The organism is Sinorhizobium sp. (genome assembly GCF_059070375.1).
On sequence record NZ_JCACWC010000001.1, the window covers coordinates 757,825 to 783,816 of the forward strand.

Consider the following 25,992-nt stretch of genomic DNA (forward strand, 5'->3'; position numbering starts at 1 on the left):
TCTTCTTCTCGGCGAGGCTATGCCCCGCACGGCGGCTCCCAACCAGCGAACACATGGTAGACGCCGCTCCCCTCGCCTCGCTGGCGTGAGCAACCTACAGGTCTAGACCACCTGGTCTGACCCACCCCGACCATCAGGCCGAATTAAGGTGTTAACCCGGACGAGCTATAAGCGCACCTGCGGATCAGATCTCGGCGCATCGCACGCGGGTACTGACCTGACTTCAACTCCGATGGCCTGGGAAAACGATGCCTGCAACCACGACTTATGCAACGACTGGTAACGCCTATGTCAACGGTCTCCTCGGCGACTGGAAATGGGGGATCAAGGACTTCACGTTCAGTTTCCCGACCAGCGCTTCATTCTACGGCTCCGGTTACGGCAATGGCGAGCCGCTGAAGGGCTTTGCCGTCTTGAACGCCGCACAGCAGGCCGCCACGCGAGCAGCCCTCGATCAGTTTTCCTCCGTCGCCAACGTGACATTCACCGAGGTCACGGAGAGTGCGACCAAGCATGCCGATCTCCGCCTCGCCTCGTCCGACGCTCCGAGCACCGCCTGGGCCTATTTCCCCTCGACCGCGGCGGAAGGCGGCGACGCGTGGTTCAACAAGTCGTCCGGCCACTACAGCCGACCGGTCAAGGGAAACTATGCCTATGTGACATTCCTTCACGAGATCGGCCACGCGCTTGGACTGGAACACGCCCATGAGGGCAACGTCATGCCCGTGAATCGCGACTCGATGGAATACACGGTCATGAGTTACCGTTCCTATGTCGGTGCCTCGACCACGACCGGTTACACCAACGAGACCTGGGGATACGCGCAATCGCTGATGATGTACGATATCGCCGCCTTGCAGCATATGTACGGCGCGGATTTCACCACCGAAAGCGGAAACACCACCTATCGCTGGAGCCCGACGTCGGGCGAGATGTTCATCAATGGTGTCGGTGAGGGTGCCCCTGGCGGCAACAAGATCCTGCTTACGGTATGGGACGGCGGCGGAACGGACACCTACGATTTCTCCAATTATACGACTGCACTGAAGGTCGATCTGCGCCCGGGCGAATGGACGACCACCTCGGCCGCGCAATTGGCGAAGCTGCACTATAACGGTTCAAAGGTGGCGATCGGCAATATTGCCAACGCTCTACAGTTTCAGGGCGACGCTCGCTCCCTCATCGAGAACGCGAAGGGTGGCACAGGCAGCGACACGATCACCGGCAATGCCGCTGCAAATGCTCTTTGGGGTAACGGCGGCAACGACAGGCTGATCGGCGGCGATGGCAACGACAATCTTTTCGGCGGTGCGGGCGCCGACCGGCTCGACGGCGGCAATGGCACCGATCTGGCGAATTACTCGAATGCCACAGCCGGCATCGTCGCAGATCTTTCCTCGCCCGGTTCCAACACGGGGGAAGCGGCGGGGGATACATATGTATCGATCGAGCGGCTCTACGGTTCAGCCTTCAACGACTCCTTGCGCGGAGACAATGGCGCAAACCTCCTGAACGGCCTTGCAGGTAACGACGTGCTGAATGGTCGTGACGGCAACGACACCCTGATCGGCGGTAACGGGGCCGATCGGTTGATTGGCGGCGGCGGTGCGGACACCTTCGTCTTTCAGACGACCGCACAATCGGCGCCGGCTGCCAGGGACGTGATCGATGACTTCGCGTCCGGCATTGATCGGATGGATTTGCGTTCAATCGACGCGAACAGCAATGCGGTCGGAGACCAGGCATTTCTATTTATCGGCAGCAGTGCTTTCCACGGCAAAGCAGGTGAACTTAACTTCAGGAGCGGGATAGTCTCGGGTGACGTCAATGGCGACGGCCTTGCAGATTTCCATATCAAGGTGATGAATCTTTCGGCTCTTTCCGGAAGCGATTTCCTGCTGTGAGGGGTTGGAAAAGCCATGAGCGAATGGATCGATTTTGAGCGCTGGCCAGACTGCAAGAGCATGGAGCGACCCGGGATCGTCTTCGAGGTCACCAACGGAGATCAGACACTGCTGACCGACTGCGTCGTCCCGCTGCCGTTGCCGGCTGACTGGGTGGTTCATCCTCAGCGCTTTCGCGCCGTGCCGCAGCCTCGGCCTCGGCACTCTTCGCCGTTACCGAAGCCGGCAGGTCCGCAGTAAACACATCACCGATCAGGCGGCCGATCGGCGGCCTGATCGATCAGGCGCATCATCGATGCCTCACCCCTCGCGGCGTCGAAGCGCCATAGACGTGCTGCGCCACAGCTATTCGACTCGTCGGATTATACGCGGTAGCGATGGTCGCGGCTGACGGCCCACTCTCGCGCCGATCAGGTGAGTCCAACCACGCTGCTGGGAGGATTGATGAACACTCTCCCCCGGCACCTCGCTCACGGTGGCGGTTGCGGCTGCAAACTCGCGCCCTCCGTTCTACAGCAGCTTCTTGCCACGCAACCGGCTGCCCGGCCTTTGCCCAGCTCCAGATGATGCCGCCGTATGGCAGGTAGACGACAGCACCTGCGTGATTGCCACCGATTACCGTTTTCACCGGTTTCGGAGTCCTCGGACACGGACTTGAGATGGCCCGTGCGTGTCAGCTTTCCCGGTCGGCGGCGATTGTTCCCCGCGGGGAACATTTGAAAAGCCTGCGGCCTAATCTGGTCCGGTTAAGCGAGGCCTCGCATCGTCAGCAGTGGCGGAAGTCATGCGCTATATAGCTTCCGTAAGGCTTTTTAACCATTATATTTCAATGGCTTACCCAGACAGTCAAAAAACCCAGAAGGACCCGTCAGCCAGCACTATAGAGCGTACCCTAATTCCGCCGGCTCACGCAAACTGTAATTTCCCGGCTGCCAATGCAAGGCCTTTCATACCGTTTAGCGACCTTTGCCATGAAGCAGAGCGGGAGTCCTTCAGAGGAGATCCGTTACGAGAGGTCTCTACAGCACAAGCCTGCTTTGTCGAACTCAGCCTTGCCCCGATCCCGCTCTCCACCCGCCCGAGGACACCCGAAATGCTGATGGCATACTTGTCTCTCGCTCACTCGACCATCTGCTGGGAGATAAGCTTCGATGCAGCTAAATCCGATCGCCATGCGGTTCTGCGCTCAGGATGCGCATCCAGCCGTGCACCCCCGCCATCCGTGACGCCCTCCCCTCCCCCAGGCAGGGCACGAGCCGACCAACGTCCCTTCGCAAATGCTTGAAGCTTCACGGGGTCGATCAGCGGAGATCCTTCACGGAAGGCAAAAGCAAAAGCCCGGTTGCGGGCCGACCGGCGCCAAGCGCAGCCGTCACCCACAGGCGTAGCCGAAATGGCTCCGAAAGTTCCCCGCGGGGAACCGAATGAATAGCGGCATCCGGCCGCATCTGAAGCGCTGCACGGCAGACCCGCGGCAAGGCCAGCCGAACATCCATTGGATCTCCGCCTCGCCGTAGGCCGCACAAGGTTTGTGCGGCCGCGAATGAATCCTCACCCAGGCCTGCGGGAACATGCCGTGTAAGTCGAGTTCGTGGCCGTCGAGCAAAGCGTGGCTGGCGGCATCTCACACCCGCCGCAGATGGCCGCGTCAAGGGAGCACCGGTTGGCCCTCCGTCAAGTTCCCCGCGGGGAACGCCTGGCGTTCCGACCGCCAATTGTCTGAGGCAAGGGTCCAGACGGAAAGCATATTGCCGGAACAGTTCCTGACGACAGCCGCAAGGCTCCTGCCCTATGCGGCGCACCATATATACGCCACCGGCAGCATGCAGCGCGCAACCGTCTCCACAATCCTAGTCTCGACGCGATCCTTGTCTCGTGTGGCGGGCGATGCATTGCGTGTCTCTCCAATAGTCCGTTCGCGCCAGGCCACCGTCGCGTTCCCCGCGGGGAACCGTTCGGTGCAGTCGTCGCCCGCATGCATCCTACGAAGCTGGGGCAGGGGGTACGGGCGAACATCGAAAAGCCGGGCTTTTCCCATGCATGCACATATGTGCCGCCTTTGCGGTCAGCCGGTACCCCCTCGCAGCTCTCGCCGTCCAGCCCGTTCCCCGCGGGGAACTCTGGCTAGAGTTCACCAGGTCACCGTTCGAAGCAACGCTGGAGGCTCCGAACCGACCGCTCGCCGTGAACCACTGTCGCGGCTCAACATGCCCGCGTGGAGGCTCGAGAACCGCAGCGCGGGCGCTTCCCACCGGCACCAAGCGTCATCCACAGCGCGCATTGATGGCCATAGCCGAATCGGAGTACGTCTTAGTTGCGGAGATTTTTCGAATTTGCGTGTTTTCGAGTAGTTACGTGGCGGTTAGCAAACGGTTAACCACTTCACTGCTTATGTGACGGAAACGATCACCAGGGATTCTTTCGATGACGCGACACCTAAGCAGCCTCGCTTTCATGGAAAACTTTTCCAGCAAGCTCGAAATGGCGCTGAACAACTTAAGCATGGCGCAATTTCCCCCGGATGCGCGCCGCACGATGCGCAAGTTCACCTCCACCGAAGTTGCCGCCCTGCTGGGCGTTACGGAGGCCTATATCCGCCAGGTTGCGGCCAAGGAACAGGGCCCCGAACCCGAAATCGCCAACGGACGGCGTTTCTACACGCTCGATCAGGTTCTTGAATTGCGCTTGGCTCTTTCGCAAAACGGCCGGAAGAAGTGGATGAATCCCCGCCGGACAGGCGACGAGCAATGCCAGATCGTTGCCGTCACCAACTTCAAAGGCGGCTCCAGCAAGACCTCCACGACAATCCATCTCGGCCACTATCTGGCGCTCAGGGGCTATCGCGTGCTGGCCGTGGATCTCGACCCGCAGGCATCGCTCACCGCCCTTCATGGCAGCCTGCCGGAATTCGACTACCGTGCGGGCGACACACTTTTCTCAGCCATTCGTTTCGACGATCCCGTCCCGACGAAGTCCATCATCCATAAGACCCACATCGTCGGTTTCGACGTCATCTGCGCCGGCCTCGAACTGACCGAATTCGAGACGGCCGTCGCGCTCGAGATGCGGCGATCCGCAGGAACGGGCTTCCTGCTTCGCGTTTCCCAAGCGCTTGAGCAGGTCGCCGAGGATTACGACTTCATCCTCATGGACTCGGCTCCGTCGCTGAACTTCCTGACGCTTTCGTCACTGACGGCTGCCACCGGCGTCATCATCCCGGTTCCTGCGCATATGCTGGATGTGGACTCCACGGCGAAGTTTCTGGAGCTTGCCGGGTCCTACATGCAGATCCTGAATGAGGTGGGCACGGCGGCTCAATGGGATTTCGCCAAGTTCCTGATCACCAAATTCGAGCCGAACGATCATCCTCAAGCCAACATGTCCGCGCTGATGAGACAGGTGTTCGGCGAGGATCTGCTCCTCAACTCGGTCATCAAGTCGACGGCCGTGGCCGATGCACTGACTTGGAAGCAGAGCCTGTACGAGGTTCAGAGGTCCCGCTTCTCGGCTCCGAAAACCTACGACCGCGCCATCGAGTCGATCAACGCGGCCAATGCTGAACTCGAAGGCCTGTTCTGGAAGGCATGGGGGAGAGAATGAGCCGCAAGGATTCCAAAGGCCTTTTTGCCAATGTCCTCGGGCAGCTGGAGAACTCTGCCGAGACGGGCGGAATGCAGCGGTCCACGTCACCCCACCTTCTCAAAGTCGCCGCCGGCGTCCGCCAGATGCAGGAACGCAGCGAGCTTGCCGAACGACTTCTCAAGGATGGTGGCCAGATCGTCGAGATCGATCCGGACGAGATCATGGAATCCGCCATCCGGGATCGCTTCGATTCCGGCTACAGCGAAGCCAGCATCGCGGATCTGCTCGAGTCGATGCGTGAGCACGGGCAGAGTACTCCTGGCTTGGTCCGCCCGGTTCGAGGGGCCGCAAGGCCGTTCCAGATCGTATTCGGCCGCCGGCGGCTTGCCGCTGCCAAACTCCTCGGCATCAAGTTCAAGACGATTGCCCGGGAGCTGAGCGACGAAGAGGCGATCGTTCTCCAAGGGGAGGAGAACAGCAACCGCAAGGACCTGTCCTTCATCGAGCGGTGCCTATTTGCGCAGTCGCAGGAGGCTGCGGGTTATCGCCGCGACGTGATCTGCAAGTCGCTGAGCACCGGCAGGTCGCATATCTCAGAAATGATCCGGATAGCGGCAGCATTGCCGCGCGACATCCTGATGCAGATTGGTCCGGCCCCTGAAATCGGACGGCGCAGATGGGTGGAATTCGAGCTGCGCTGGGCGGCCCACAGGGAGCCCTCGCTGGTAGCGCAGTCGGTTCTGGAGAGAGACCAGATGCAGGCCTCATCCAGTGACGCTCGTTTCGCTGCAGTTTTTGAGGCGCTTGCCAAGGTGGATGCCAAGGCTGCAGCCTCTTCCGCCACGGCCGATCTGATATCTCATGGCCTCGTGCTTGGCCAGATCCAACGCGGCAAGTCGGCTTCGAAGCTCACGTTCAACAAGTCTGTGCCGTCAGGCTTTGTCGATTTCATTGCAGGTCAGATCGAAAGCCTGCACGACCAGTTCATGCAAAAGCAGCATTCGAAACAAGGAGACTAACCCGCAAAAGAAAAAGGCCCCCAACGAACAAGCCGTGGAAGCCTTCCTCAGATTTGTAGCAAGATCGAGAATCGCATTTCCACGAATCACAGTCAAGAGTCCTTGGCACCGTTTTTGGTGAGCTGCTTTCTTTTGCCTTATCGAAGGTGAAGGAAAATGGAGAGTGGAAGTGTGACGACGCCCTTTGGGCGGCGGACGATGACTCTTGCCATGTTGGCAGGCCAGTTCATCTCCCGCGACATCGAACCTGGGAAGTCGGTCGACAAGTGGAAGCTGTTTCGCTCGCTTTGTGCGGCCAAACGCCGTCTGGGCATCAGCGACCGGGCGCTGGCCGTTCTGAACGCGCTGTTGAGCTTCTATCCCGAGAACACGCTGAGCGGAGAGACCGGTCTGGTCGTCTTTCCCTCGAACGTTCAGCTGTCGCTGAGAGCCCACGGCATGGCGGAGGCGACGCTAAGGAGGCACCTGGCCGCATTGGTCGAGGCAGGTCTTGTCGCTCGCAAGGACAGTCCGAACGGCAAGCGCTATGCCCGCAAGTCTCGTGATGGAGCGATCGGCACGGCGTACGGCTTTTCGCTCGCACCGCTCCTGGCTCGCTCCGGCGAAATAGAGCGGCTCGCTGCGGAGGCTGAGGCCGACCGGGTCGAGCTGCAACGGCTGCGCGAGCGGTTGACGCTCTGCCGCAGAGACATCGCCAAGCTGATAGACGTGGTGCTCGAAGAACTGCCCGGTGACTGGACGTCCATGCAGGAGAATTTTCGAAGCCTTGTCCAGGCTATACCGAGGGCGCCCGACATCGCTGACCTCACCCCTCTGGTAGAGGCGTTCGAAACGCTGCGCGAACATGTGGCTAACCAGTTGCAAAAGCGTATAAAACCACAAGAGATGAGCGGCAATCCCGATCAAACTGAGCGGCACAAACAGGAATCAAAACCCGAATCAATTATTGAACTTGAACGTGGCTCTTCGAATGAGCGGTCAGACGGCCAAGCCATTGAACGGGCTCACGAGGCAAAAAGGGCCTTTCCGCTGGGAATGGTACTGAAGGCCTGCCCGGAAATCATGAACTACGGTCCTGACGGCACGGTGAAAAGTTGGCGCGACCTTATGATCGCTGCGGTTACGGTACGATCTATGCTTGGCGTTTACCCCTCGGCCTATCAGGACGCCTGCGAGGTCATGGGACCGGAAAACGCCGGCATTGCCGTGGCCTGCATTCTGGAGAGGGCAGGGCATATCAACTCCGCCGGCGGCTATCTGCGCGATCTGACCGCCAAGGCGCGGCAAGGGAAATTCTCCCTCGGCCCGATGCTGATGGCGTTGCTGAGGGCGAATGGATCCGATCAGCCGAGGGTGTCGTGATCCTGACGGGCGGCCGCCGCGGGGAACACGATCGGCACGCGTATATTGCCGACCCGCATGGGCCGAGCGATCCCACTCGTGCGAAATAACCAGCGGCATCCACTGTTGCCGCCTTCAACCGTGAGCGTCGGGCGTCCCCAATTTCGTCGGTGGCTTACTAGGAAAGTACGCCGGCCTCCTTGGCTACCTTCCAGTGAGATGCCTACATCCGGGTACAATTCCGGCGGTTTCGCAAACATGCCCGATACGTCGCGCAGGCAGAACACACGTCGTCAAATGTCGCGATCGTGCGACGCAACCGAACGGAGTGTCTGATGACAACGCAGGAAAAGGTTCTCTACACCGGTAAGACCCATACGACCGGCGGCCGTGAAGGGTTCGCCCGCAGCGACGATGCCCAACTGGACGTCAGGCTTTCGCCTCCCGGCAGCGGCAAGGCCGGAACCAATCCTGAGCAGCTCTTCGCCGCCGGCTGGTCGGCCTGTTTTATCGGTGCACTGGGTCTTGCCGCGGCGAAGCGTACGTTGTCGCTCCCGGCCGAAACGGCAGTCGATGCTGAAGTCGATCTCGCCAAATCGGATGGCGGCTTTTTCCTTCGAGCCCGGCTTGCCGTCAGCCTGCCCGGCATCGACGCGGACCTTGCGCGATCGCTCATCGCCGAAGCGCATCAGACCTGCCCCTATTCAAAGGCAACGCGGGGGAACATCGAGGTCGATCTGACGCTCGCCTGACCGAGTTCGTGATTCAAGGAGGTTTAGATGAAGCGCTTCATAGTCGGCATACTGACATTCGCCGTTGTGGCAACGCCTTGCGCCTACGATATATTTTCGGCGGAGCCGTCGGCGCTGGCCGGACTCCTCGCGGCGTCTGTAATGCCGCTCTAACGGAGCGGATGCCGCCATTTCGCGGAGGGATCGGCTGCGAGACCAGCCGATCCTTCACACGTTCAGGCTTTCTGCGGTCGATCGGGTTCGCGTCTCATGGCAGTCTGGAAAATGGCCCAGCGGCTTTCGAACAGGCGAAGATTTTCGGCGTCCGGACACTCGGACCCGCAGAGACGGACACGATTATTCGCGCCTTCAAGCAAATCGACAAGGACGTGGCAAATCTCAATGGCAGACCCCGGCACGATGAGGCCCGCGGCCTGAGCCGATTTGATCGCCTGCACGACGGGCTCCAGTGCAGCACTCGACCACGCCGCCAACCTTTCCCGCAATGGCAAGGAAAACACGGCCTCGGCGGTAACCGACATATAGAAAGCGGAATAATCCCGGTCCGTGCCGAAGCGGAAATAGCTGAAAGCCATATCGCGCAACACTGCGAGAGGTGCATCACCCTGTCCCGCTGCGTCGGCAAGCGTCTTGCGAAAGCGGACGAGGTCACGTTCGACCACGGCTTCCAGAAGCGCCTGCCTGTTCGGATATCTCCGATAAAGCGTGTGTTTCGAGATTCCGAGCTTGGCGGCAATCTCTTCCATGGACGTGTTCGCAACCCCCTTGCGGGCAAAGGTCGAGCGGGCGCTATCCAGAAGACGGCGGGTCAGAGCCTCGGCCTCTTCCCGGGTGGGACGTCCGCCGCCACGTCTGCGAACTATATTCATCTATGTCCGACCCCGTCGATGGGCGGGATGGACAACGCCATTGTTCGCACCGCCCGTTGCTGATAAAAGCACGGTACTGTGCTGTTATTAGCAATGCAACAGGTTCGCGATGCCCTCCATCACTCTCTCCGCACTTTCCTGGTCGAAACCCGACGGGGAGCATGTCTTGACCGATCTCGACCTGGCGTTTGGTCCGGAGCGGACGGGGCTCGTCGGAAGAAATGGCGTCGGAAAAACCATCCTGCTCAACATCCTTGCCGGTACATTGAGACCTTCCTCCGGCACGGTTGCCATCCAGGGACGCGTCGCGCTGGCGAGGCAGATGCTTCGGCCCGGCGCCGGTGAAACCATCGCCGATGTGTTCGGTGCGACGCAGGCGCTTGCGGTGTTACGGCGCGCCGAAACAGGCGAGGCGACCCTTGAAGAACTGGAGAATGCGGACTGGACGGTGGAAGAGCGCATAATGTCCGCCCTTGTCCGGCTTGGACTGGAGGCGCGGGCGGATACGCTCCTGACTGAGCTCTCCGGGGGACAGCGCACGCGGGCGGTGCTCGCGGCGGCAATTTTCTCCGAGCCGGACTTTCTCCTTCTCGACGAGCCGACCAACAATCTGGATCGTGACGGCAGACGGGCGGTTATCGACCTTCTTTCCGGCTGGCGCAGCGGGGCGATTGTCGTCAGCCACGATCGCGAACTGCTCGAAGAAATGGACGCGATTATCGAACTGACCTCGCTCGGGACAAAGCGCTACGGCGGGGGGTGGAGCGCCTATCAGGCGGCGAGGGCGGTTGAGCTGGAGGCGGCGCAACAAAGCCTTGCGCATGCACAGAAGACCGCCGACGAAATCGATCGCAAGGTACGTGCCCTGGCAGAGCGGCAGGACAGGCGTGACGCGTCTGGTACCCGAAAAGCGGCAAAGGGCGACATGCCGAGGATTCTCCTGGGCCGGCGCAAGAACAATGCGGAAGAAAGCCGGGGCAGGGGTGTGGAACTCGCCGAGCGACAGCGCGCAGGCGCGCTCGAGGCCATCACAGCCGCCAAAGCGCGGATCGAGGTGCTGCAGCCCTTTTCCATCCGTCTTCCGCGAACCGAGCTTCCAGCCGGCCGGCAAGTCCTCGCGTTTGAAGGCGTCACGGCGGGCTACGATCCCGCCCGTCCGGTCATTCGGGATCTATCCTTCTCGCTGGTCGGCCCGCTGCGCCTTTCGATCACCGGCCCCAACGGGTCGGGCAAGACGAGCCTTCTGAAGGTGGTCACCGGAGAATTGCCGCCCTTCGAAGGAACCGTTTCCGTAAACGTTCCTTTCTCTCTGTTGGACCAAAGCGTCAGCATCCTGGAGCGCGGCGAGACGATCCTCGATAACTTCAAGCGGCTCAACCCCGGTGCCGGCGACAACGCCTGCCGGGCGGCGTTGGCCAGCTTTCGCTTCCGTGCGGATGCGGCATTGCAAAGGGTGGAGACGTTGAGCGGCGGGCAGGTGCTGCGCGCCGGCCTTGCCTGTGCACTCGGCGGTTCCGATCCCCCATCGCTGCTCATTCTCGACGAGCCGACCAACCATCTGGATATCGACTCCATCGAGGCGGTTGAAGCTGGGCTGCTCGCCTATGACGGCGCACTCGTCGTCGTCAGCCATGACGAGACATTCCTTGCCAACGTCGGGATAGACACGCGTCTGGAGCTTTCGATCTGCAGCGGCTGACGCCGATGCCTTGGGGTTACCGACGCTCTTCAGAGGTATTGCGGTCGTGCCCGTGTCGGGTTGCCGCGCCGGGATGTCCTTCGTGATTTGCTCCTTACGGGATCAAAAGCAGTTTGCCGGTGGTTGCACGGCTTGCCATCGCGGCATGGGCGCGGGCGGCGTCGGCAAGGCGATAGGTTTCGCCGATCGTCACCTTGATCGTTCCGTCCCCGATCCAGTCGAAAAGCTGTTTGGTGCGATCGAGAAGGAGTTTGCGAGTGTGGATGTGATCCATGAATGTCGCGTAGCCGATCTTGATGCTCTTCGGCAGGCTCATGATATCGAGCGGTCCGGGCCCGCCGAGCACCGGTCCATACCAGCAGAAGGTGCCGGACCGGCGGAGCGCTTCGATCGAGCCCTTGAAGGTTTTGGGACCGGAGCCATCGTAAACGACGTTCACGCCCTCACCACTAGTCAGGCGCAGGACTTCGTCGGCAAACTGTCCCTCTGTATCGACGATGACGTGCTCGGCTCCGGCCTTTTTGGCGATCGCGACCTTGTCTTCGGAGGAGACGCGTCCGATTACTCGGCCACCCCTTAGCCTGATAATCTGTGTCAGCAGGAGGCCGACCCCGCCGGCCGCCGCATGAACAAGGGCGATGTCGCCCGGCTGCACGGGATAAAAATCCGTCGCGAAGTGACTGGCCGTGAGCCCCTGCATCATCGCGGAAGCAGCCGTTCGATCGTCCACGGTATCGGGAATTTTCACGAGGGAGGCTGTCGGTACCGACTGGCGCTGAGCATAACTTCCGGGAGCATAGACCCAGGCGACGCGATCGCCGACTTCAAACTCGCCCGCTCCATCGCCGACGGCGAGCACGCGGCCAGCGCCCTCCACACCCAGAACTTTCGGGTTAGGGATGTCGGTCCAGGCCATACCTTGGCGCACGCCGATGTCCATGAAGTTCACGCCGGCCGCGGCGACCTCCACCACGACATGTCCCGGCCTTGCGACAGGCTCAGGCCAATCGACGAATTCCATCACGTCGGTACCACCGACCTCTTTCATCACAACGGCTTTCATGCATAGATCCTTTTATTGACTGATCATTCCAAAAAAGAGCAAAGTTTTCTGCCTGCTAGGCGACTGCGCGAAGCGCCAACCGGCTGAGGGACTGCAGATGTTCCCGACCGGCTCCCCCACGTGCGGCTATCCTGATACCGGCGATATTGGCAACGAGGAAATCGGCCACCGCCTCAGCGGGCAATGAACCGGCTAAGTCACCTGCAGCCTGGGCTTCTCTGATGCGTTCAACCGCGGCGTTCTTGAGCCGAAGATCGGCGGCGTGATGCAGTGCCGCCAGGTCGGGCCGCCTTTGACCGAACTCGCAGATCGAGTTCACGCCGAGACAAGCTTGGTTTGCATTGTCCACAACGCGTTCCATCACCAACCGGATACCGTCCAGTGCACGCGGTTTGCCGCGCAACAAGGCGATATGAGCACTCGTCTCACTCGCCGAATAGCGTTCCACCGCGAGGCAGTAGAGCTTCCACTTGTCACCGAAGGTGTCGTAGAGGCTCTGGCGGCCGATTCTCATCGCCCGTATCAGCATCTCCGTCGAGGTGCCTTCAAAGCCATGCTCGCGAAACACGGCAATCGCCGCGTCCAATGCCTCGTCCCTGTCGAATTCCTTGATCCGTGCCATAAAGCCCATATAGGAATACTGGAACGATCTGTCAAGAATATGCTTGCCGGTTGTTCCTCAGGAGATGACCGCACGGGGCTCGAGGAAGGCTTCCAGGCCAAAGACGCCGAATTCGCGGCCGAAGCCGGATTGCTTGAAGCCGCCAAAGGGTGCAAACGGCTCGTGCGGTGCGCCATTGATGATCACGCGACCTGCCTCGATGCGATCAGCAACGCGCTTTGCTCGTTCGAGGTCGGAAGAGAAGACATTGGCCTGCAGGCCGTAGTCGGTATCGTTGGCGATCGCGATCGCCTCTTGCTCGTCGCGATAGGAAAGGACGCAGAGCACCGGGCCGAAGATCTCCTCGCGGGCAATGCGCATGTCGTTGCGGACGCCGGAGAAGATGGTTGGACGAACGAACCAACCTCGCTCGAGGCCTTCGGGACGCCCTTCGCCCCCGATCAGGAGAGTTGCACCTTCTTCCTGGCCGAGACGCAGGTAGCCTTGCACGCGGTCCCATTGCTTCCGGCTCACCAACGGCCCGATCCGCACCTCGCGATCACCGGGATCACCGACCGTGAACACCTTTGCCGCCTCTTTCAGGCGTGCCTCGATCTCCTCGCGACGAGATTCGGGAACAAGGATGCGGGTACCGGCAATGCAGGCCTGTCCGCTGTTGAGGAAGCCGGCAGCCAGAACCTGAGGGATCGCTACTTCGAGATCGGCATCGTCCAAAATGATGCTGGGGCTCTTGCCGCCAAGCTCCATGGTGACCCGCTTCATCGTCGCCGCGGCCGTCTGGGCGATGGCGCGGCCGGTGACGGTAGAGCCCGTGAACGTGATCTTTGAAACATCCCGGTTTGCGGTGAGCGCCACACCGACGACAGCGCCGTAGCCGGTGACGATGTTGAACACCCCCTTCGAGAGAGCCGCTTCATGCAGGCATTCCGTGATGACCTGCGTTTCGATGGCGCTCATCTCGGAAGGTTTGATGACCATCGTGCTGCCCGACGCAATCGCTGCCGACAGCTTTCCGCAGATGAAGCTATAATTGCTATTCCATGGTGTGATCGCCACCGCCACCCCCGAAGGCCGCATCTCCACGTCGGCGCGGCCGATGCGCCGCCGGAAATCGTAGCTCTCCAGTGTTTTCGCCATATCGAGAAACACATTTCCTGCTCGCCGCGCCGCAAAGTCGATGAAACTCGACGGCGCTCCGTATTCCACCCGCATGGCCTCCACGAGATCGCCCGCGCTCGGAGACTGCCGCATGCAAGCGCTTCAGCATGGTGATCCGCTCTTCCTTCGACGTATTGGAGAATGCGGGAAATGCGCGCCTGGCCGCCGCAACGGCGCGGTTCGCGTCTTCCTCATCCGCCAGGCGCACCTTTCCGATCTGTTCCTCGGTCGCCGGATTAAAGAGCGGAGCCCATTGCTCGCCGTGCGGTTCGACGAAGCTGCCGTCGATGTAGACTCTGTCGATGATACGCATTGCCTCTCTCCTGTTGTGGCTTCACCAGGAAGATGGAATGCATTACCTGTTGCGGCTAGTCGGACAAAATCGGACACGCTGGTGAGCTATATCGCACAATGAGGGCAAGCTTGAGCGAATTGGAGGCGGTTGCCGCGGTTGCCCGCCATGGCGGCTTTCGCGCTGCCGCGCGCGAACTCGGCATGTCGTCATCGGCATTGAGCCATGCGATAGCAGCGCTGGAAGAGCGCCTGGCAGTCAGGCTGTTCAACCGCACGACGCGCAGCGTCGCGCTCTCTGCTGCAGGAGAACAATTCCTCTCTGAGATCGCACCGGCCCTGCAAACGATCGAGAATGCGATCGAGCATATCGGCGAGCATTCGAGTAGACCCTCGGGCAGGCTTCGGCTCAATATGGCGCCGGGAGCGGCACGCATGCTGCTGGAGCCGCTGCTGCTCGAATACGGCCGCCGCTATCCCGAGGTCGAACTTGAGGTCGTGACGGAGAATGCGCTTGTCGATGTAATTGGTAAGGGTTTCGACGCCGGGGTACGACTTGCCGAGGCAATTTCGCCCGACATGGTGGCCATTCCGATCACCCGGACCCTCCGTTTCCTGGTTGTCGGATCGCCTGAATATTTCAAGGGGCGTTCCAAGCCAGTCGTCCCGCTCGATCTGGTGCGGCATCGCTGCATCCAGATGCGCATGGCGAACGGCAGACTGTATCGCTGGGAGTTCGAGCGGCGGGGTGAAGCGCACGTGGTCGACGTTCCCGGCAATCTGACGCTCGATGCGACGGATCTTATCCTGGAGGCCGCCCTTTCGGGCGCTGGACTCGCTTATATCGGCGAATATTCGCTCGCTGCGCATATCGCTACCGGGCGCCTTGTTCCGGTGCTGGAAGAGTGGTGCCCCGCCTATCCCGGGCTCAGCCTCTATTTTTCGCAACGTCGTCACATGCCCGCCAAACTGCGCGCCTTCATTGACCTGATCAGGGAACAAGCCGTTTGACCAATGGGGTAAAATTGCGCCAAATCATGGGGAGCATGCGCCGGCCCAATTGATGCCGCTCAATCGACTTTGCGGACAGGCTGCTTTTGGACGCGCACAATCGAGGAAGAGGAGATTACCATGGATCAGAAGAGCGATAGTGCGGGCAAGTGTCCCGTCGCACACACGGCACCGAGAGGCAGATCGAACCGCGACTGGTGGCCGGATCAGTTGGACGTCCAGGTTCTGCACCGGCATTCCGGTCTTTCCGATCCGTTGGGCAATACGTTCAACTACGCCGAGGAGTTCAAGAAGCTCGACCTCGATGCGCTGAAGCGGGACCTGCATGCACTGATGACGGATTCGCAGGACTGGTGGCCGGCCGACTTCGGCCATTATGGCGGGCTCTTCATCCGCATGGCCTGGCACAGCGCCGGCACCTACCGCATCACCGACGGCCGTGGCGGCGCCGGTCAGGGCCAGCAGCGTTTCGCGCCGCTCAACAGCTGGCCGGACAACGCCAATCTCGACAAGGCCCGACGTTTGCTGTGGCCGATCAAGCAGAAGTACGGCAACAGGATTTCCTGGGCGGATCTGTTGATCCTGACCGGCAATGTCGCGCTCGAATCCATGGGCTTCAAGACCTTCGGCTTTGCCGGCGGCCGGGTCGACGTATGGGAGCCCGAGGAACTGTTCTGGGGACCGGAAGGCACCTGGCTGGGCGACGAGCGCTACAGCGGCGAACGGCAACTGAGCGAGCCGCTTGCCGCCGTGCAGATGGGCCTCATCTACGTCAACCCGGAGGGCCCGAACGGCAATCCCGATCCGGTTGGTGCCGCGCACGATATCCGCGAAACCTTTGCCCGCATGGCTATGAACGACGAAGAGACGGTGGCGCTGATCGCCGGCGGCCACACCTTCGGCAAGACGCATGGCGCGGGCGATCCCTCGTTCATCGGCGCAGACCCGGAAGGCGGCGCGATCGAGGATCAGGGTCTCGGCTGGAAGAGCACCTTCGGCACCGGCGTCGGCAAGGACGCGATCACGGGCGGGCCGGAAGTGACCTGGTCGCAGACGCCCACCCGCTGGAGCAACCACTTCTTCGAAAACCTGTTCAACCACGAGTGGGAACTGACCAAGAGCCCCGCCGGCGCATATCAATGGAAGGCGAAGAACGCCGAGGCTTCCATCCCCGATGCCTATGACGCCTCCAGGAAGCATGTTCCGACCATGCTGACCACGGATCTGTCGCTGCGTTTCGATCCCGCTTACGAGAAAATCTCGCGCCGCTTTCTCGAAAATCCGGACCAGTTCGCCGACGCTTTCGCCCGCGCCTGGTTCAAGCTGACCCACCGCGACATGGGGCCGAAGGTTCGCTATCTCGGCCCTGAGGTCCCGGCCGAGGACCTGATCTGGCAGGACGTGATCCCGGCCGTCGACCACAGGCTGATCGACGAGACGGACATAGCCGGCCTCAAGGCGAAGGTCCTCGCTTCCGGCCTGTCGGTGCAGGAACTTGTCTCGACCGCATGGGCTTCCGCCTCGACCTTCCGCGGCTCCGACAAGCGCGGCGGCGCCAATGGTGCGCGAATCCGCCTGGCGCCCCAGAAAGACTGGGAGGTCAACCAGCCGACTCAGCTCGCCAGGGTTCTCTCTGTGCTTGAGGGCATACAGAGGGACTTCAACGCCGCCCAGACCGGCGGCAAGAGGATCTCGCTTGCGGATCTGATCGTGCTTGCAGGTGGCGCCGCCGTCGAAAAGGCGGCGAAGGCCGGTGGCCACGACATCGCCGTTCCGTTCACGCCGGGTCGCATGGATGCCTCGGAGGCACAGACCGACGCCGCATCCTTCGCCGCGCTGGAGCCTCGTGCCGATGGTTTCCGCAACTATGTGAGCACCAGCCGCCGGCAATTCATGAAACCGGAAGAGGCGCTTGTGGATCGCGCTCAGCTGCTGACGCTGACCGCCCCGGAAATGACCGTTCTCGTCGGCGGGCTGCGCGTGCTGAAGGCGGGCGAGCCCAGGCATGGCGTCTTCACGTCGCGGCCCGAATCGCTGACGAACGACTTCTTCGTCAACCTGCTCGATATGGGTACGCAGTGGTCACCCATCGCAGGCGAAGAAGGCGTATACGAAGGCCGAGACCGCAAGACCGGCGCTGCGCGGTGGACCGGCACCCGCGTCGACCTGATCTTCGGCTCGCATTCACAGCTGCGCGCCTTTGCGGAGGTGTACGCCCAGTCTGATGCCGGAGAGAAGTTCGTGAAGGACTTCGTCGCGGCCTGGACCAAGGTCATGAACGCCGACCGCTTCGATCTGGTATGATTGGCGAGGCCAGGACGTGGCTTGAACCATGTCCTGGCCTTCCCCCGGATCGTCGTGAAATGCGCTAACCGTCTTCAGCTTCTTTCGCCGTGCTGCCGATCAGCGTCAGACATAGAAAACCCAGCAGCGCAGCGAGGCTACTCGCCAAGGCTAGCGGCCACCAGCCTATGTCGATGAAAGGAGCGGCGGCGGCGGTACCTCCGGCAGTGATCCCAAGTATAGCGGCAACGACCAATGCGGCGCCGCGTGAATGATCCCCTCTTGAGGCAAGGATTGCCTGGTGGAAACCGATTGGTCCCCGGATGCCGAACGCGCCGTTTGCGGTCATCCACAGGGGCACGAGCACAGTCAGGCTGCGTCCACCGAGGGATGTGTAGAGAAGGACCAGGAAGAAGCCAAGAACCACACCTCCTGTACCGATCATGATCATGCGTTCGGTACCGAATCTTCGGGCAAGCGCATTGGACGCGTTCGACGCCAGAATAAAAAGGGCGATGCCGAAAACTTGAAGGAGAATGAAGTCTCCGATCGTCATGCCCAATGCCCCTGTCATCACTGCGGGGGCGCCGAATACAAAGATGAGAATGCTGCCGAGGGAAAGCGCCTGGCTTAAGCCGTGCCGAAGAAAATCGCGATTGCGGATGATCGACATATAGCTTCGATGGAGCTCAAGAGCCTCGAGCCGGTCCGGAAGCGATTGACGGTAAGCCCAGCTGCCAATGGCGCAGAGAATGGCAAGTCCGGCCAACATAAGGAAAGAAGTCTGCCATCCCCCCACCGTCATAAGATAGGCTCCGACGATGGGCGCAAGAGCCGGCGTCAAGGACTCGATGGAGCCGAGCCTGCCGAACATGGAGGGCGCCTTGTCCGCAGGGTAAAGCCCGTGAATAAAGCCCGGCGCGAAAACCGCCGGGCCCGAGCCGAACGCGCCTTGCGCGAAACGCAAGACGACCAGCCATTCCAAGGTCGGCGCGTAGGCAGACAGAAGAGACGTGACGGCAAACAGGCCCAGCGACCAGACCAACAGCTTGCGGCGAGAGTACCTCGCCCCGAGTTCCCCGAAGGTAAGCAGTCCCACGAGCGTGCCCCCGGCATAGGCTGCGAGGACCATCTGCGCCAATGCCGCAGTCCCGCCGAATGCCGTCGGCATGGCCGGAATTGCAGGCAGCACCAAGTCAGTCCCCGCGATTCCGAGGACGGTGCCGAATGAGATCAGCAGGAACATGACGGTTGGCGAAGCATTCACGGACATACCTGCCCATAACATGCAGACTTCGCTTGACCAATCGCACTTTGCTTATCGGTTTCACCACAAATCTTGATGGCACAGGGCAGATGCTCCGTCCGGAGCCCGCGTAACGCTTCAGGGCAGCTGCAGCACGTCGGGGTGCTGCAGCGGTGCGTCCTTGATCCAGATCTCAGCGCCTTTACGCCCGGTGATCGCTTCGAGCGCCTCTCCTGCGGGCAACCGGCCCCAACTCTGCGGCTCCAGTTGCTCACCCCTGGATGCGAGGCCGCCGGAAAGGACGAGGAACTCGAGCCCACGGCGATTCTCGACGCTGACGGCTGAACCCGGCAGCCAGGTTTCTATCGACACCCGCTCTTTTCCGTCGTCGAACAGGACGCGCGCTGCCTCGACCCCCTCGCGCAGCGGCGCCGATTCACCCTCTCCAGGGTAGCGAACGATTTGCGTGCCGTCGCCCTCACGATATTGCCAGAGCCGCACGAAGATCGTGCAGCCATCCTTCGAGGCAGGTATATGCGAGGTGCCGGGCGGATTGCGGAAATAGCTGCCCGCAGGATAGTCGCCGTGCTCGTCCTCAAACGTCCCTTCGAGCACGAGGATTTCCTCGCCGCCGCTATGGACGTGGCGTGGAAAGGCGCTGCCCGGCGCATAGCGAACGATCGAGGTTGCGCGCGCAACTTCGCCTCCGATACGGTAGAGCATGCGGCGATCCACCCCTGCGGCGGGGCTTGGAACCCAGTCGAGTTTAGCCGAATGGACGATTACGGGTTTCGTCAGGTCTTCATTGATGCGCATCTGACCGGTCTCCCATTGCCACGACTATACGGAACTTCCCGTCACCGGACCTCATTTTTCTCAACAGTTCCGTGGCCCGCTTCAGCGGCATGGGTTCAGCGCTGCAGCACCGGGGGAACGTAGTCGCGTCCCATGTCGATCGAGGCGGGACGCCCGGCGAGGAAAAGCTCGCCGACGCGCGGCGCGGTTTTCGCGATGACCTTGCCTGCCTTGATGACGAACAACCGGTTCGGTTTCAGCCTCAACGCCTCGGTCACGTCGGCGGCCTGAAGCACGACCAGGTCGGCATTGCAGCCGGTCTCGAGGCCGTAGCCTTCGAGCCCCATGGTCTTTGCCGAATTGACGGTGAGCGCGTCGAAGATCTTGCGCTTATCGTCAATGCCGGCCATCTGCGCGACATGGATCGCCATATGGCCGACCTCCAGCATGTCGCCGGAGCCCATCGAGTACCAGGGGTCCATGACGCAGTCGTGTCCGAAGGAGACGTTGAGGCCGGCCGCCATCAGCTCGCGCACCCGCGTCATGCCCCGCCGCTTCGGATAGGTGTCGTGACGGCCCTGAAGCATGATGTTGATCAGCGGATTGGGGATCACGTTGATCTCCGCCTCGGCCATCAGCGGGATGAGCTTCGAGACATAGTAGTTGTCCATCGAATGCATCGAGGTGAGATGCGAACCAGCCACGCGCCCCTTGAGCCCGAACCGCACCGTCTGGGCGGCGAGCGTCTCGATGTGGCGCGACAACGGATCGTCGGTTTCGTCACAATGCATGTCGACCGGCAGGCCGCGGTCGGCGGCGATCCGGCACAGCGCCTCGACGGAGCGGGCGCCGTCTTCCATCGTCCGCTCGAAGTGAGGAATGCCGCCAACGATGCCGATGCCCATATCAAGCGCCCGCTCGAGCGAGGCGACGCCGTCGGGCGCGCGGTAATATCCGTCCTGTGGGAAGGCGACAAGCTGCAGTTCGATATAGGGTGCGACCTTTTCCTTGACCTCGAGCAGCGCTTCGGCCGTGACGAGGCGCGGATCGGACGTGTCCACGTGGCTGCGAATATAGAGAAGGCCCTGGGTCACGGCGAGGTCGCAATAGCGAAGCGCTCGTTCGACGAGGGCTTCCTTCGTCAGCAGCGGCCGCAGCTCGCCCCAGAGCGCGATGCCCTCGAGCAGCGTGCCGGAGACGTTCATGCGCGGCAAACCGAGTGACAGCGTCGCATCCATGTGGAAATGGGGATCGCAGAAGGGAGGGCTGACCAGGCGGCCGGACGTGTCGATCTCCTCGCCGGCGGTCGCGGCTATCGACTTCTCGATGGCGGCGATCTTGCCGCCGGCAACGCCGATATCAAAGCCCTGCCGGCCGTCCGGCAGGTTCGCATTGCGGATGATCAGGTCGAACATGGGTCAGTCCTTCGGATTTAGCGCTCGCCGCGCCGGTAGGGTTGCATCAGCGCCTGCGGAACGCGGGCGCGCCGGGCCATGAGCGCCAGCGCTGCGATCGACATCAGATATGGGATCATCAGGAAGATCTGATAGGGGACGACGCCGCTCAGCCGCGCCTGCAGGCGCAGCTGGAAACCGTCGAACAGTGCAAACAGCAGCGCTCCGACGAGGGCGCGGCCCGGCCGCCAGGAGGCGAAGACGACGAGCGCTATGCAGATCCAGCCCCGCCCCTGCACCATGGTCGGGAAGAAGCTGTTGAAGGCCGAGAGCGTCAGGAAGGCGCCGCCGATGCCCATCAGCGCGCTACCGACGACGACGGAACCAAAGCGGATCGCCATCGGGTTGATGCCTTGCGCCTCGGCGGCGTGCGGATTTTCCCCCGTCATGCGGATCGCCAGGCCTAGCGGCGTACGGAAAAGGATGTAGCCGAGCGCCAGCGCCAGCAGGATCGCCGCATAGGTCGGCGGCGTCTGCGTGAAGAGCGCCGGACCCAGGAAGGGGAGGGACGATAGCACCGGCACGTCGATCGGCTGGAACGGCTCGATCGTCGGCGGCGTACCCGCGACCGGTACCAGCAGACGGAAGACGTAGTAGCTGAAGCTCGAGGCGAAAAGCGTCACGCCGAGGCCGGACACATGCTGCGACAATCCGAGCGTGACCGTCAGGCCCGCATGCAAGAGGCCGAAGATCCCGCCGGAGAGACCCGCGACGAGAATGCCCGTCCACAGGTCGGCGCCGTTATAGACCGTAAGCCAGCCGATCATCGCGCCGAAAGTCATGATGCCCTCGATGCCGAGATTCAGGACGCCGGAGCGCTCGCACAGGAGCGCGCCGAGTGTGCCGAGGATCAGCGGCGTGGCGATGCGCAGGACGGCCGCCCAGAGGCCGGCGGAAGCGAAAATGTCGATGACGGCGTTCATCGGCGAATCCTGTACTGGGTGAAGAAGACACCGGTCAGCATGCTGATCAGCGCCAAGGCCACCGTGACATCGGCTATGTAGGAGGGGATACCCATGCTGCGGCTCATCCCGTCGGCCCCGACGAACATGACCGCCGTGAACAGGGCGGCAAGCACCACGCCCAGGGGGTGGAGATTGGCGAGCATGGCGACGACGATGCCGGAATAGCCGTAACCCGGCGACAGGTCCGTCGTCACATAGCCCTGCACGCCCATGACTTCGATAGCCCCCGCAAGGCCCGCGAGCCCGCCCGAAATGCAGGCCACCGTCACCAGGGTACGGCCGAGCGGCACGCCGGCGAAGACCGCCCCGGCCGGATTGAGGCCGGCTGCTCGCGACTGCATGCCGAACACCGTGCGCGACTGAACGAGATGGACGGCGACGGCGAGGACGAGTGCGATCATCAGCCCGATATGGAGGCGGGATCGGGCGAAAAGCTTCGGCAGGACCGCCGCGTCGGCGACCGGTTGCGACTGCGGCCATCCGAAGCCCATCGGGTCCTTGAGCGGGCCGTCGATCAGCATGGAGACGAAGAGCACGGCGACGAAATTGAGGAGAAGCGTGGTCACGACCTCGTCGACGGAAAAGCGCAGCCTCAGCCAAAGCGGCACGAGCAGCAGGACGATGCCGGCTGCCGCGCCGACGACGAGAAGGAGCGGGATCTGCAGGGGGGAGGGGAGACCGCCAAAAAGGTGCGAACTGGCCGCGGCGACGGCAATCGCTCCGAGATAGAACTGACCCTCGGCGCCGATGTTCCAGAGCCTCGCGCGGAACGCGACCGCGGCGGCAAGGCCCGTTAGAATGAGCGGGCTTGCGCGGGTCAAGGTTTCGGTCGCCGAAAGCCGCGAGCCGAAAGCCCCGACGAGAATGCGCCAATAGGCCTCCATGACCGGGGCACCGGCGATCGCGATGAGCAGGCCGGCCAACGCCAGCGCGCAGAGGATCGCAAGCACGGGCGTCGCGATCACCAGGGCGAGCGAACGATGTTCGCGTCGTTCAAAACGCATGCGGAACCTCGTGCTCTTCATTCCATTCGCCGGCCATCATCAGGCCGAGTTTCGTGGCACTGGCGCTGTCGGCGGCGATTGGAGGCGAAAGCCGACCGTTGACGATGGCCTGAATGCGGTCGGCAAGCGCCATGACTTCTTCCAGGTCCTCGGAGATGAGGAGCACCGCCGTTCCCGCGCGCCGCGCTTCGAGCAGCCGCTCGTGCACCGCGGCGACAGCCCCCTCGTCGAGCCCGCGCGCCGGCTGCGCCGCAAGCAGGATGCGCGGTCGGTCGATCAGATTGCGCCCGAGGATGAGTTTCTGCATGTTGCCGCCCGAGAGCAGCCGCGTGCGTGTCGTCGGCCGGCCGCCGCGAACGTCGAAAGCATCGATGATCTGGCCGGCGAATGCCTGGCCGGACGGCCGATCGACGAGGCCGTAGCGCGAAAATCGCGGCAGGCGCTCGAGAACGGCGTTCTCCCAAATGGCCATTTCGCCGATCGCGCCTTCCTTGTTGCGATCTTCCGGAATGCGGCCGATCCCCGCCCGGACGGCGCCGTCAACCGTAAGGTCGCCGATCGGCTCGCCGAACAGCAGGAGTTCGCCCTTGTCGCGCCTGACCGTACCCGACAGGAGATGCGCCAGCGTCGTCTGGCCGTTGCCGGAAACTCCGATAATGCCGAGAATCTCGCCCGCGCGGAGGCTGAAATTGATGGACTTCAGCCGTTCCACCCCGTCGATGCTGACGCTCACATCCGCGACATCAAGCACCACCTCGCCGGGCGTCGAAGGCTCGCGCACCGGCCGGGCCACCTTGCGGCCGACCATCAGTTCGGCAAGCTCCGCCTTGTTCGTCTCTTTCGCAAGACGCTCGGCCACCTTGCGGCCGCCGCGCAGCACGACGATCCTGTCGGCCGCAGCCATGACCTCGTCCAGCTTGTGCGAAATGAAGATCAGCGAAAGCCCTTCGCGCGCCATGTCCTTCAGTGTCGAGAACAGCCGCTCGGCCTCCAGATTCGTCAGCACCGCCGTCGGCTCGTCGAGCACCAGGATATGCGCATCGTTGTAGAGCGCCTTCAGGATCTCGACGCGCTGCTGCTCGCCGACCGAGAGGTCGCCGACGCGCGCGTCCGGCTCCACCGTCAGACCGAACCGCTGGCAAATGCCGCGCAGTTTCCGCCGCGCCGCGCCGGTGCCGGATCGCAGCTGATAGAGGCGTTCCGTGCCCGCCATGACGTTTTCCAGCACCGTCAGGTTGGGGGCGAGCGAGAAATGCTGATGCACCATGCCGATGCCTGCGCGGATCGCCGCGCGTGGCTTGCCCGGAGGCAGTTCGCGCCCCTCGACCAGCACCTTGCCGCTATCAGGCACATAATGGCCGAACAGGATGCTCATCAGCGTGGTCTTGCCGGCGCCGTTTTCGCCGAGGAGGGCGACGATCTCGCCCTTTCCGAGACTCAGCGAGATGTCGTCATTGGCGAGATTGTCGCCGAAGCGCTTGCTGACGCTGCAAATGTCGAGAATGGCTTGGCTCATTCCGGAATTCCCGCGACGGCGAAACGGTGCTGCCAGCGGCCCTCTCTTTCCAGGCGCGCCGCAAGCTCGATGAGGAGGCGGTCGCCGCCCATGGGCGCCAGGATCTGCACCGGCAGCGGCAATCCGGCTTCATCCGCGCCGAATGGGAGCGTGAGGGCCGGAAAACCGGTGGCATTGGCGAGTGCGGCAAGTGGCGCAAACGCCGTCATGCGGCGAATCTGAAGGTCGATATCGTCGTGGTCGAAAGGAAAGGATCCGATAGGAAGGGGTGCCGACGCAAGCATGGGCGTCAGGATACAGTCTACCCGGTCGAAAAGCGACCAGACCGCATGGCTCGCATGGACGGCGTCGTCAAGCGTCGCCCAGAGCGCGGTCGCCTCGAGTCGCGTCCCATGTCTGATAAAAGCCTGCGTCAGCCGTTCGGCGCGCCCGGCATCGAGACCGGCGGAAACGACGAAATTGGCCAGGTTGACGGCGACGATGTCGCGCAGGACCCGGCCGCTCGCGGCAATGCCCGCAGCGAACGCGTCCCAACGCATCGCAACGATGCTGTGGCCGCCTCGCTCCAGTGCCCGCGCTGCCTCTTCGACGGCCTCGCTGCGCGCCGGTTCGGTCGGGTATTGGCTGCCGGTCTCGAGAAGAAGGCCGACACGTAAGGGGCCGGACGGGGAGGGGGCGAACCACGGATCGGCAAACGGCCCTCTGGCGCGTCCGGCTGCCGCGTCGAAGATCGCCGCCAGGTCACGGACGGAGCGGCACAGCGCAAGTTCACCGGCAATGCCGCCGAGATGATTGCCGAAGGATGGTCCAGCCGCGATCGCACCCCGGCTCGCCTTGAGGCCGAAGAGACCGCAACATGCCGCGGGGACGCGGATCGACCCGCCCGCATCGGTCGCATGGGCGATCGCCACGATGCCGGCGGCAACGGCAGCCGCCGCTCCGCCGGAAGAGCCGCCGGGCGTCCGGCCCGTATCGAGGGGGTTGCGGCAGATAGGCCCGGCTGCAGGTTCGCTTGCGAGCGACAGGCCCATTTCGGGCACCGTGGTCAGTCCGAAGAAGCAAAGGCCTGCTCCGCGGAGCCGCGCTGCCAGTTCGCTGTCTTCCGCGACGGCGGCACGGCGCTCGAGCAAGTTCGATCCGGCCGCAACCGGAAGGCCGGCAAAGGGGCCGCCCAGATCCTTGGCAAGGCTCGGGACGCCGAGAAACGGTGCGGTCTGCCCGCCGTCAGGCAAGTGGCGCAGGCGGGCGTCCGCATGTTCGGCGGCCGTTCGTCCGAGCGTTGGGTCGAGATGGACGATTGCGCCTATTTCTGCCGACCGGCCGGCCGCCGCAAGGGATGCTTCCATCGCTTCGGAAGCGGTGAGGCGGCCCATTCGGATCGCCTCACCGAGAGAGATTGCATCGCCTGCCATGGACAA

General features: G+C 62.4%; 20 protein-coding genes and 2 pseudogenes. 11 read left to right on the forward strand and 11 right to left on the reverse strand.

Annotated elements, in window-relative coordinates; translation table 11 throughout:
- Window positions 1-248: 248 nt before the first annotated feature.
- From AC5J09_RS03735 to AC5J09_RS03770, 8 genes and pseudogenes are all read left to right on the forward strand, one after another.
- A complete protein-coding gene (locus AC5J09_RS03735; protein ID WP_494296911.1) occupies window positions 249-1,904 on the forward strand; it encodes a M10 family metallopeptidase C-terminal domain-containing protein in 1,656 nt (551 codons plus the stop codon).
- A gap of 15 nt (window positions 1,905-1,919) precedes the next feature.
- On the forward strand, window positions 1,920-2,144 hold the full coding sequence (locus AC5J09_RS03740) for a hypothetical protein (protein WP_324764829.1): 225 nt from the start codon (window positions 1,920-1,922) through the stop codon (window positions 2,142-2,144).
- A 204-nt stretch (window positions 2,145-2,348) separates the two neighbouring features.
- Window positions 2,349-2,517, forward strand: a pseudogene (locus AC5J09_RS03745) (selenide, water dikinase SelD); the annotation flags it as partial.
- Between the two features lie 1,811 nt (window positions 2,518-4,328).
- Window positions 4,329-5,504, forward strand: coding sequence for a plasmid partitioning protein RepA (gene repA, locus AC5J09_RS03750; RefSeq protein WP_100674083.1), 1,176 nt, complete (start codon window positions 4,329-4,331; stop codon window positions 5,502-5,504).
- Window positions 5,501-6,505: a plasmid partitioning protein RepB gene (repB, locus tag AC5J09_RS03755; protein WP_494296912.1), complete on the forward strand. Its 1,005-nt coding sequence runs from the start codon at window positions 5,501-5,503 to the stop codon at window positions 6,503-6,505. The genes repA and repB overlap by 4 nt, the downstream gene beginning before the upstream one ends.
- 156 nt (window positions 6,506-6,661) lie before the next feature.
- Window positions 6,662-7,867: a plasmid replication protein RepC gene (repC, locus tag AC5J09_RS03760; protein WP_338280074.1), complete on the forward strand. Its 1,206-nt coding sequence runs from the start codon at window positions 6,662-6,664 to the stop codon at window positions 7,865-7,867.
- A 314-nt stretch (window positions 7,868-8,181) separates the two neighbouring features.
- Entirely contained in the window at window positions 8,182-8,598 is a 417-nt protein-coding gene (locus AC5J09_RS03765) for an organic hydroperoxide resistance protein (RefSeq protein WP_102762002.1), read from the forward strand.
- Window positions 8,599-8,625: 27 nt separating this feature from the next.
- Entirely contained in the window at window positions 8,626-8,751 is a 126-nt protein-coding gene (locus tag AC5J09_RS03770) for a hypothetical protein (protein WP_272939047.1), read from the forward strand.
- 62 nt (window positions 8,752-8,813) lie between these two features.
- On the opposite strand, the gene AC5J09_RS03775 is transcribed toward AC5J09_RS03770, so the two are convergent.
- Entirely contained in the window at window positions 8,814-9,467 is a 654-nt protein-coding gene (locus tag AC5J09_RS03775; RefSeq protein WP_275598625.1) for a TetR/AcrR family transcriptional regulator, read from the reverse strand.
- Window positions 9,468-9,576: 109 nt separating this feature from the next.
- On the opposite strand from AC5J09_RS03775, the gene AC5J09_RS03780 reads away from it, so the two are divergent.
- Window positions 9,577-11,166, forward strand: a complete 1,590-nt coding sequence (locus tag AC5J09_RS03780; RefSeq protein ID WP_494296913.1) for an ABC-F family ATP-binding cassette domain-containing protein — start codon at window positions 9,577-9,579, stop codon at window positions 11,164-11,166.
- Between the two features lie 94 nt (window positions 11,167-11,260).
- On the opposite strand, the gene AC5J09_RS03785 is transcribed toward AC5J09_RS03780, so the two are convergent.
- The 3 genes and pseudogenes from AC5J09_RS03785 to AC5J09_RS03795 form a co-directional block, all read right to left on the reverse strand.
- Window positions 11,261-12,229, reverse strand: a complete 969-nt coding sequence (locus AC5J09_RS03785) for a quinone oxidoreductase family protein (RefSeq protein WP_338280083.1) — start codon at window positions 12,227-12,229, stop codon at window positions 11,261-11,263.
- A 55-nt stretch (window positions 12,230-12,284) separates the two neighbouring features.
- Window positions 12,285-12,851 (reverse strand): TetR/AcrR family transcriptional regulator, encoded by a 567-nt coding sequence (locus tag AC5J09_RS03790; protein WP_324764836.1) that lies wholly within the window; start codon window positions 12,849-12,851, stop codon window positions 12,285-12,287.
- Between the two features lie 57 nt (window positions 12,852-12,908).
- Window positions 12,909-14,322: pseudogene (locus AC5J09_RS03795) on the reverse strand (aldehyde dehydrogenase family protein).
- 98 nt (window positions 14,323-14,420) lie between these two features.
- On the opposite strand from AC5J09_RS03795, the gene AC5J09_RS03800 reads away from it, so the two are divergent.
- Together AC5J09_RS03800 and katG are read left to right on the forward strand one after the other, a co-directional pair.
- Entirely contained in the window at window positions 14,421-15,311 is an 891-nt protein-coding gene (locus tag AC5J09_RS03800) for a LysR family transcriptional regulator (RefSeq protein ID WP_324764838.1), read from the forward strand.
- A 120-nt stretch (window positions 15,312-15,431) separates the two neighbouring features.
- Window positions 15,432-17,615: a catalase/peroxidase HPI gene (katG, locus tag AC5J09_RS03805; protein WP_494296914.1), complete on the forward strand. Its 2,184-nt coding sequence runs from the start codon at window positions 15,432-15,434 to the stop codon at window positions 17,613-17,615.
- A 64-nt stretch (window positions 17,616-17,679) separates the two neighbouring features.
- Here katG and AC5J09_RS03810 read toward each other — a convergent pair whose 3' ends face one another.
- From AC5J09_RS03810 to AC5J09_RS03840, 7 genes are all read right to left on the reverse strand, one after another.
- A complete protein-coding gene (locus tag AC5J09_RS03810; RefSeq protein WP_494296915.1) occupies window positions 17,680-18,882 on the reverse strand; it encodes a multidrug effflux MFS transporter in 1,203 nt (400 codons plus the stop codon).
- A 96-nt stretch (window positions 18,883-18,978) separates the two neighbouring features.
- Window positions 18,979-19,656 (reverse strand): cupin domain-containing protein, encoded by a 678-nt coding sequence (locus AC5J09_RS03815; RefSeq protein ID WP_494296916.1) that lies wholly within the window; start codon window positions 19,654-19,656, stop codon window positions 18,979-18,981.
- A gap of 95 nt (window positions 19,657-19,751) precedes the next feature.
- Entirely contained in the window at window positions 19,752-21,050 is a 1,299-nt protein-coding gene (locus AC5J09_RS03820; protein WP_324764843.1) for an amidohydrolase family protein, read from the reverse strand.
- A 17-nt stretch (window positions 21,051-21,067) separates the two neighbouring features.
- Window positions 21,068-22,012, reverse strand: coding sequence for an ABC transporter permease (locus tag AC5J09_RS03825; RefSeq protein ID WP_324764844.1), 945 nt, complete (start codon window positions 22,010-22,012; stop codon window positions 21,068-21,070).
- Window positions 22,009-23,058 (reverse strand): ABC transporter permease, encoded by a 1,050-nt coding sequence (locus tag AC5J09_RS03830; RefSeq protein ID WP_494296917.1) that lies wholly within the window; start codon window positions 23,056-23,058, stop codon window positions 22,009-22,011. The genes AC5J09_RS03825 and AC5J09_RS03830 overlap by 4 nt, the downstream gene beginning before the upstream one ends.
- Entirely contained in the window at window positions 23,048-24,574 is a 1,527-nt protein-coding gene (locus AC5J09_RS03835) for an ABC transporter ATP-binding protein (RefSeq protein ID WP_324764846.1), read from the reverse strand. The genes AC5J09_RS03830 and AC5J09_RS03835 overlap by 11 nt, the downstream gene beginning before the upstream one ends.
- Window positions 24,571-25,986 (reverse strand): amidase, encoded by a 1,416-nt coding sequence (locus AC5J09_RS03840; protein ID WP_494296918.1) that lies wholly within the window; start codon window positions 25,984-25,986, stop codon window positions 24,571-24,573. The genes AC5J09_RS03835 and AC5J09_RS03840 overlap by 4 nt, the downstream gene beginning before the upstream one ends.
- Window positions 25,987-25,992 lie beyond the last annotated feature (6 nt).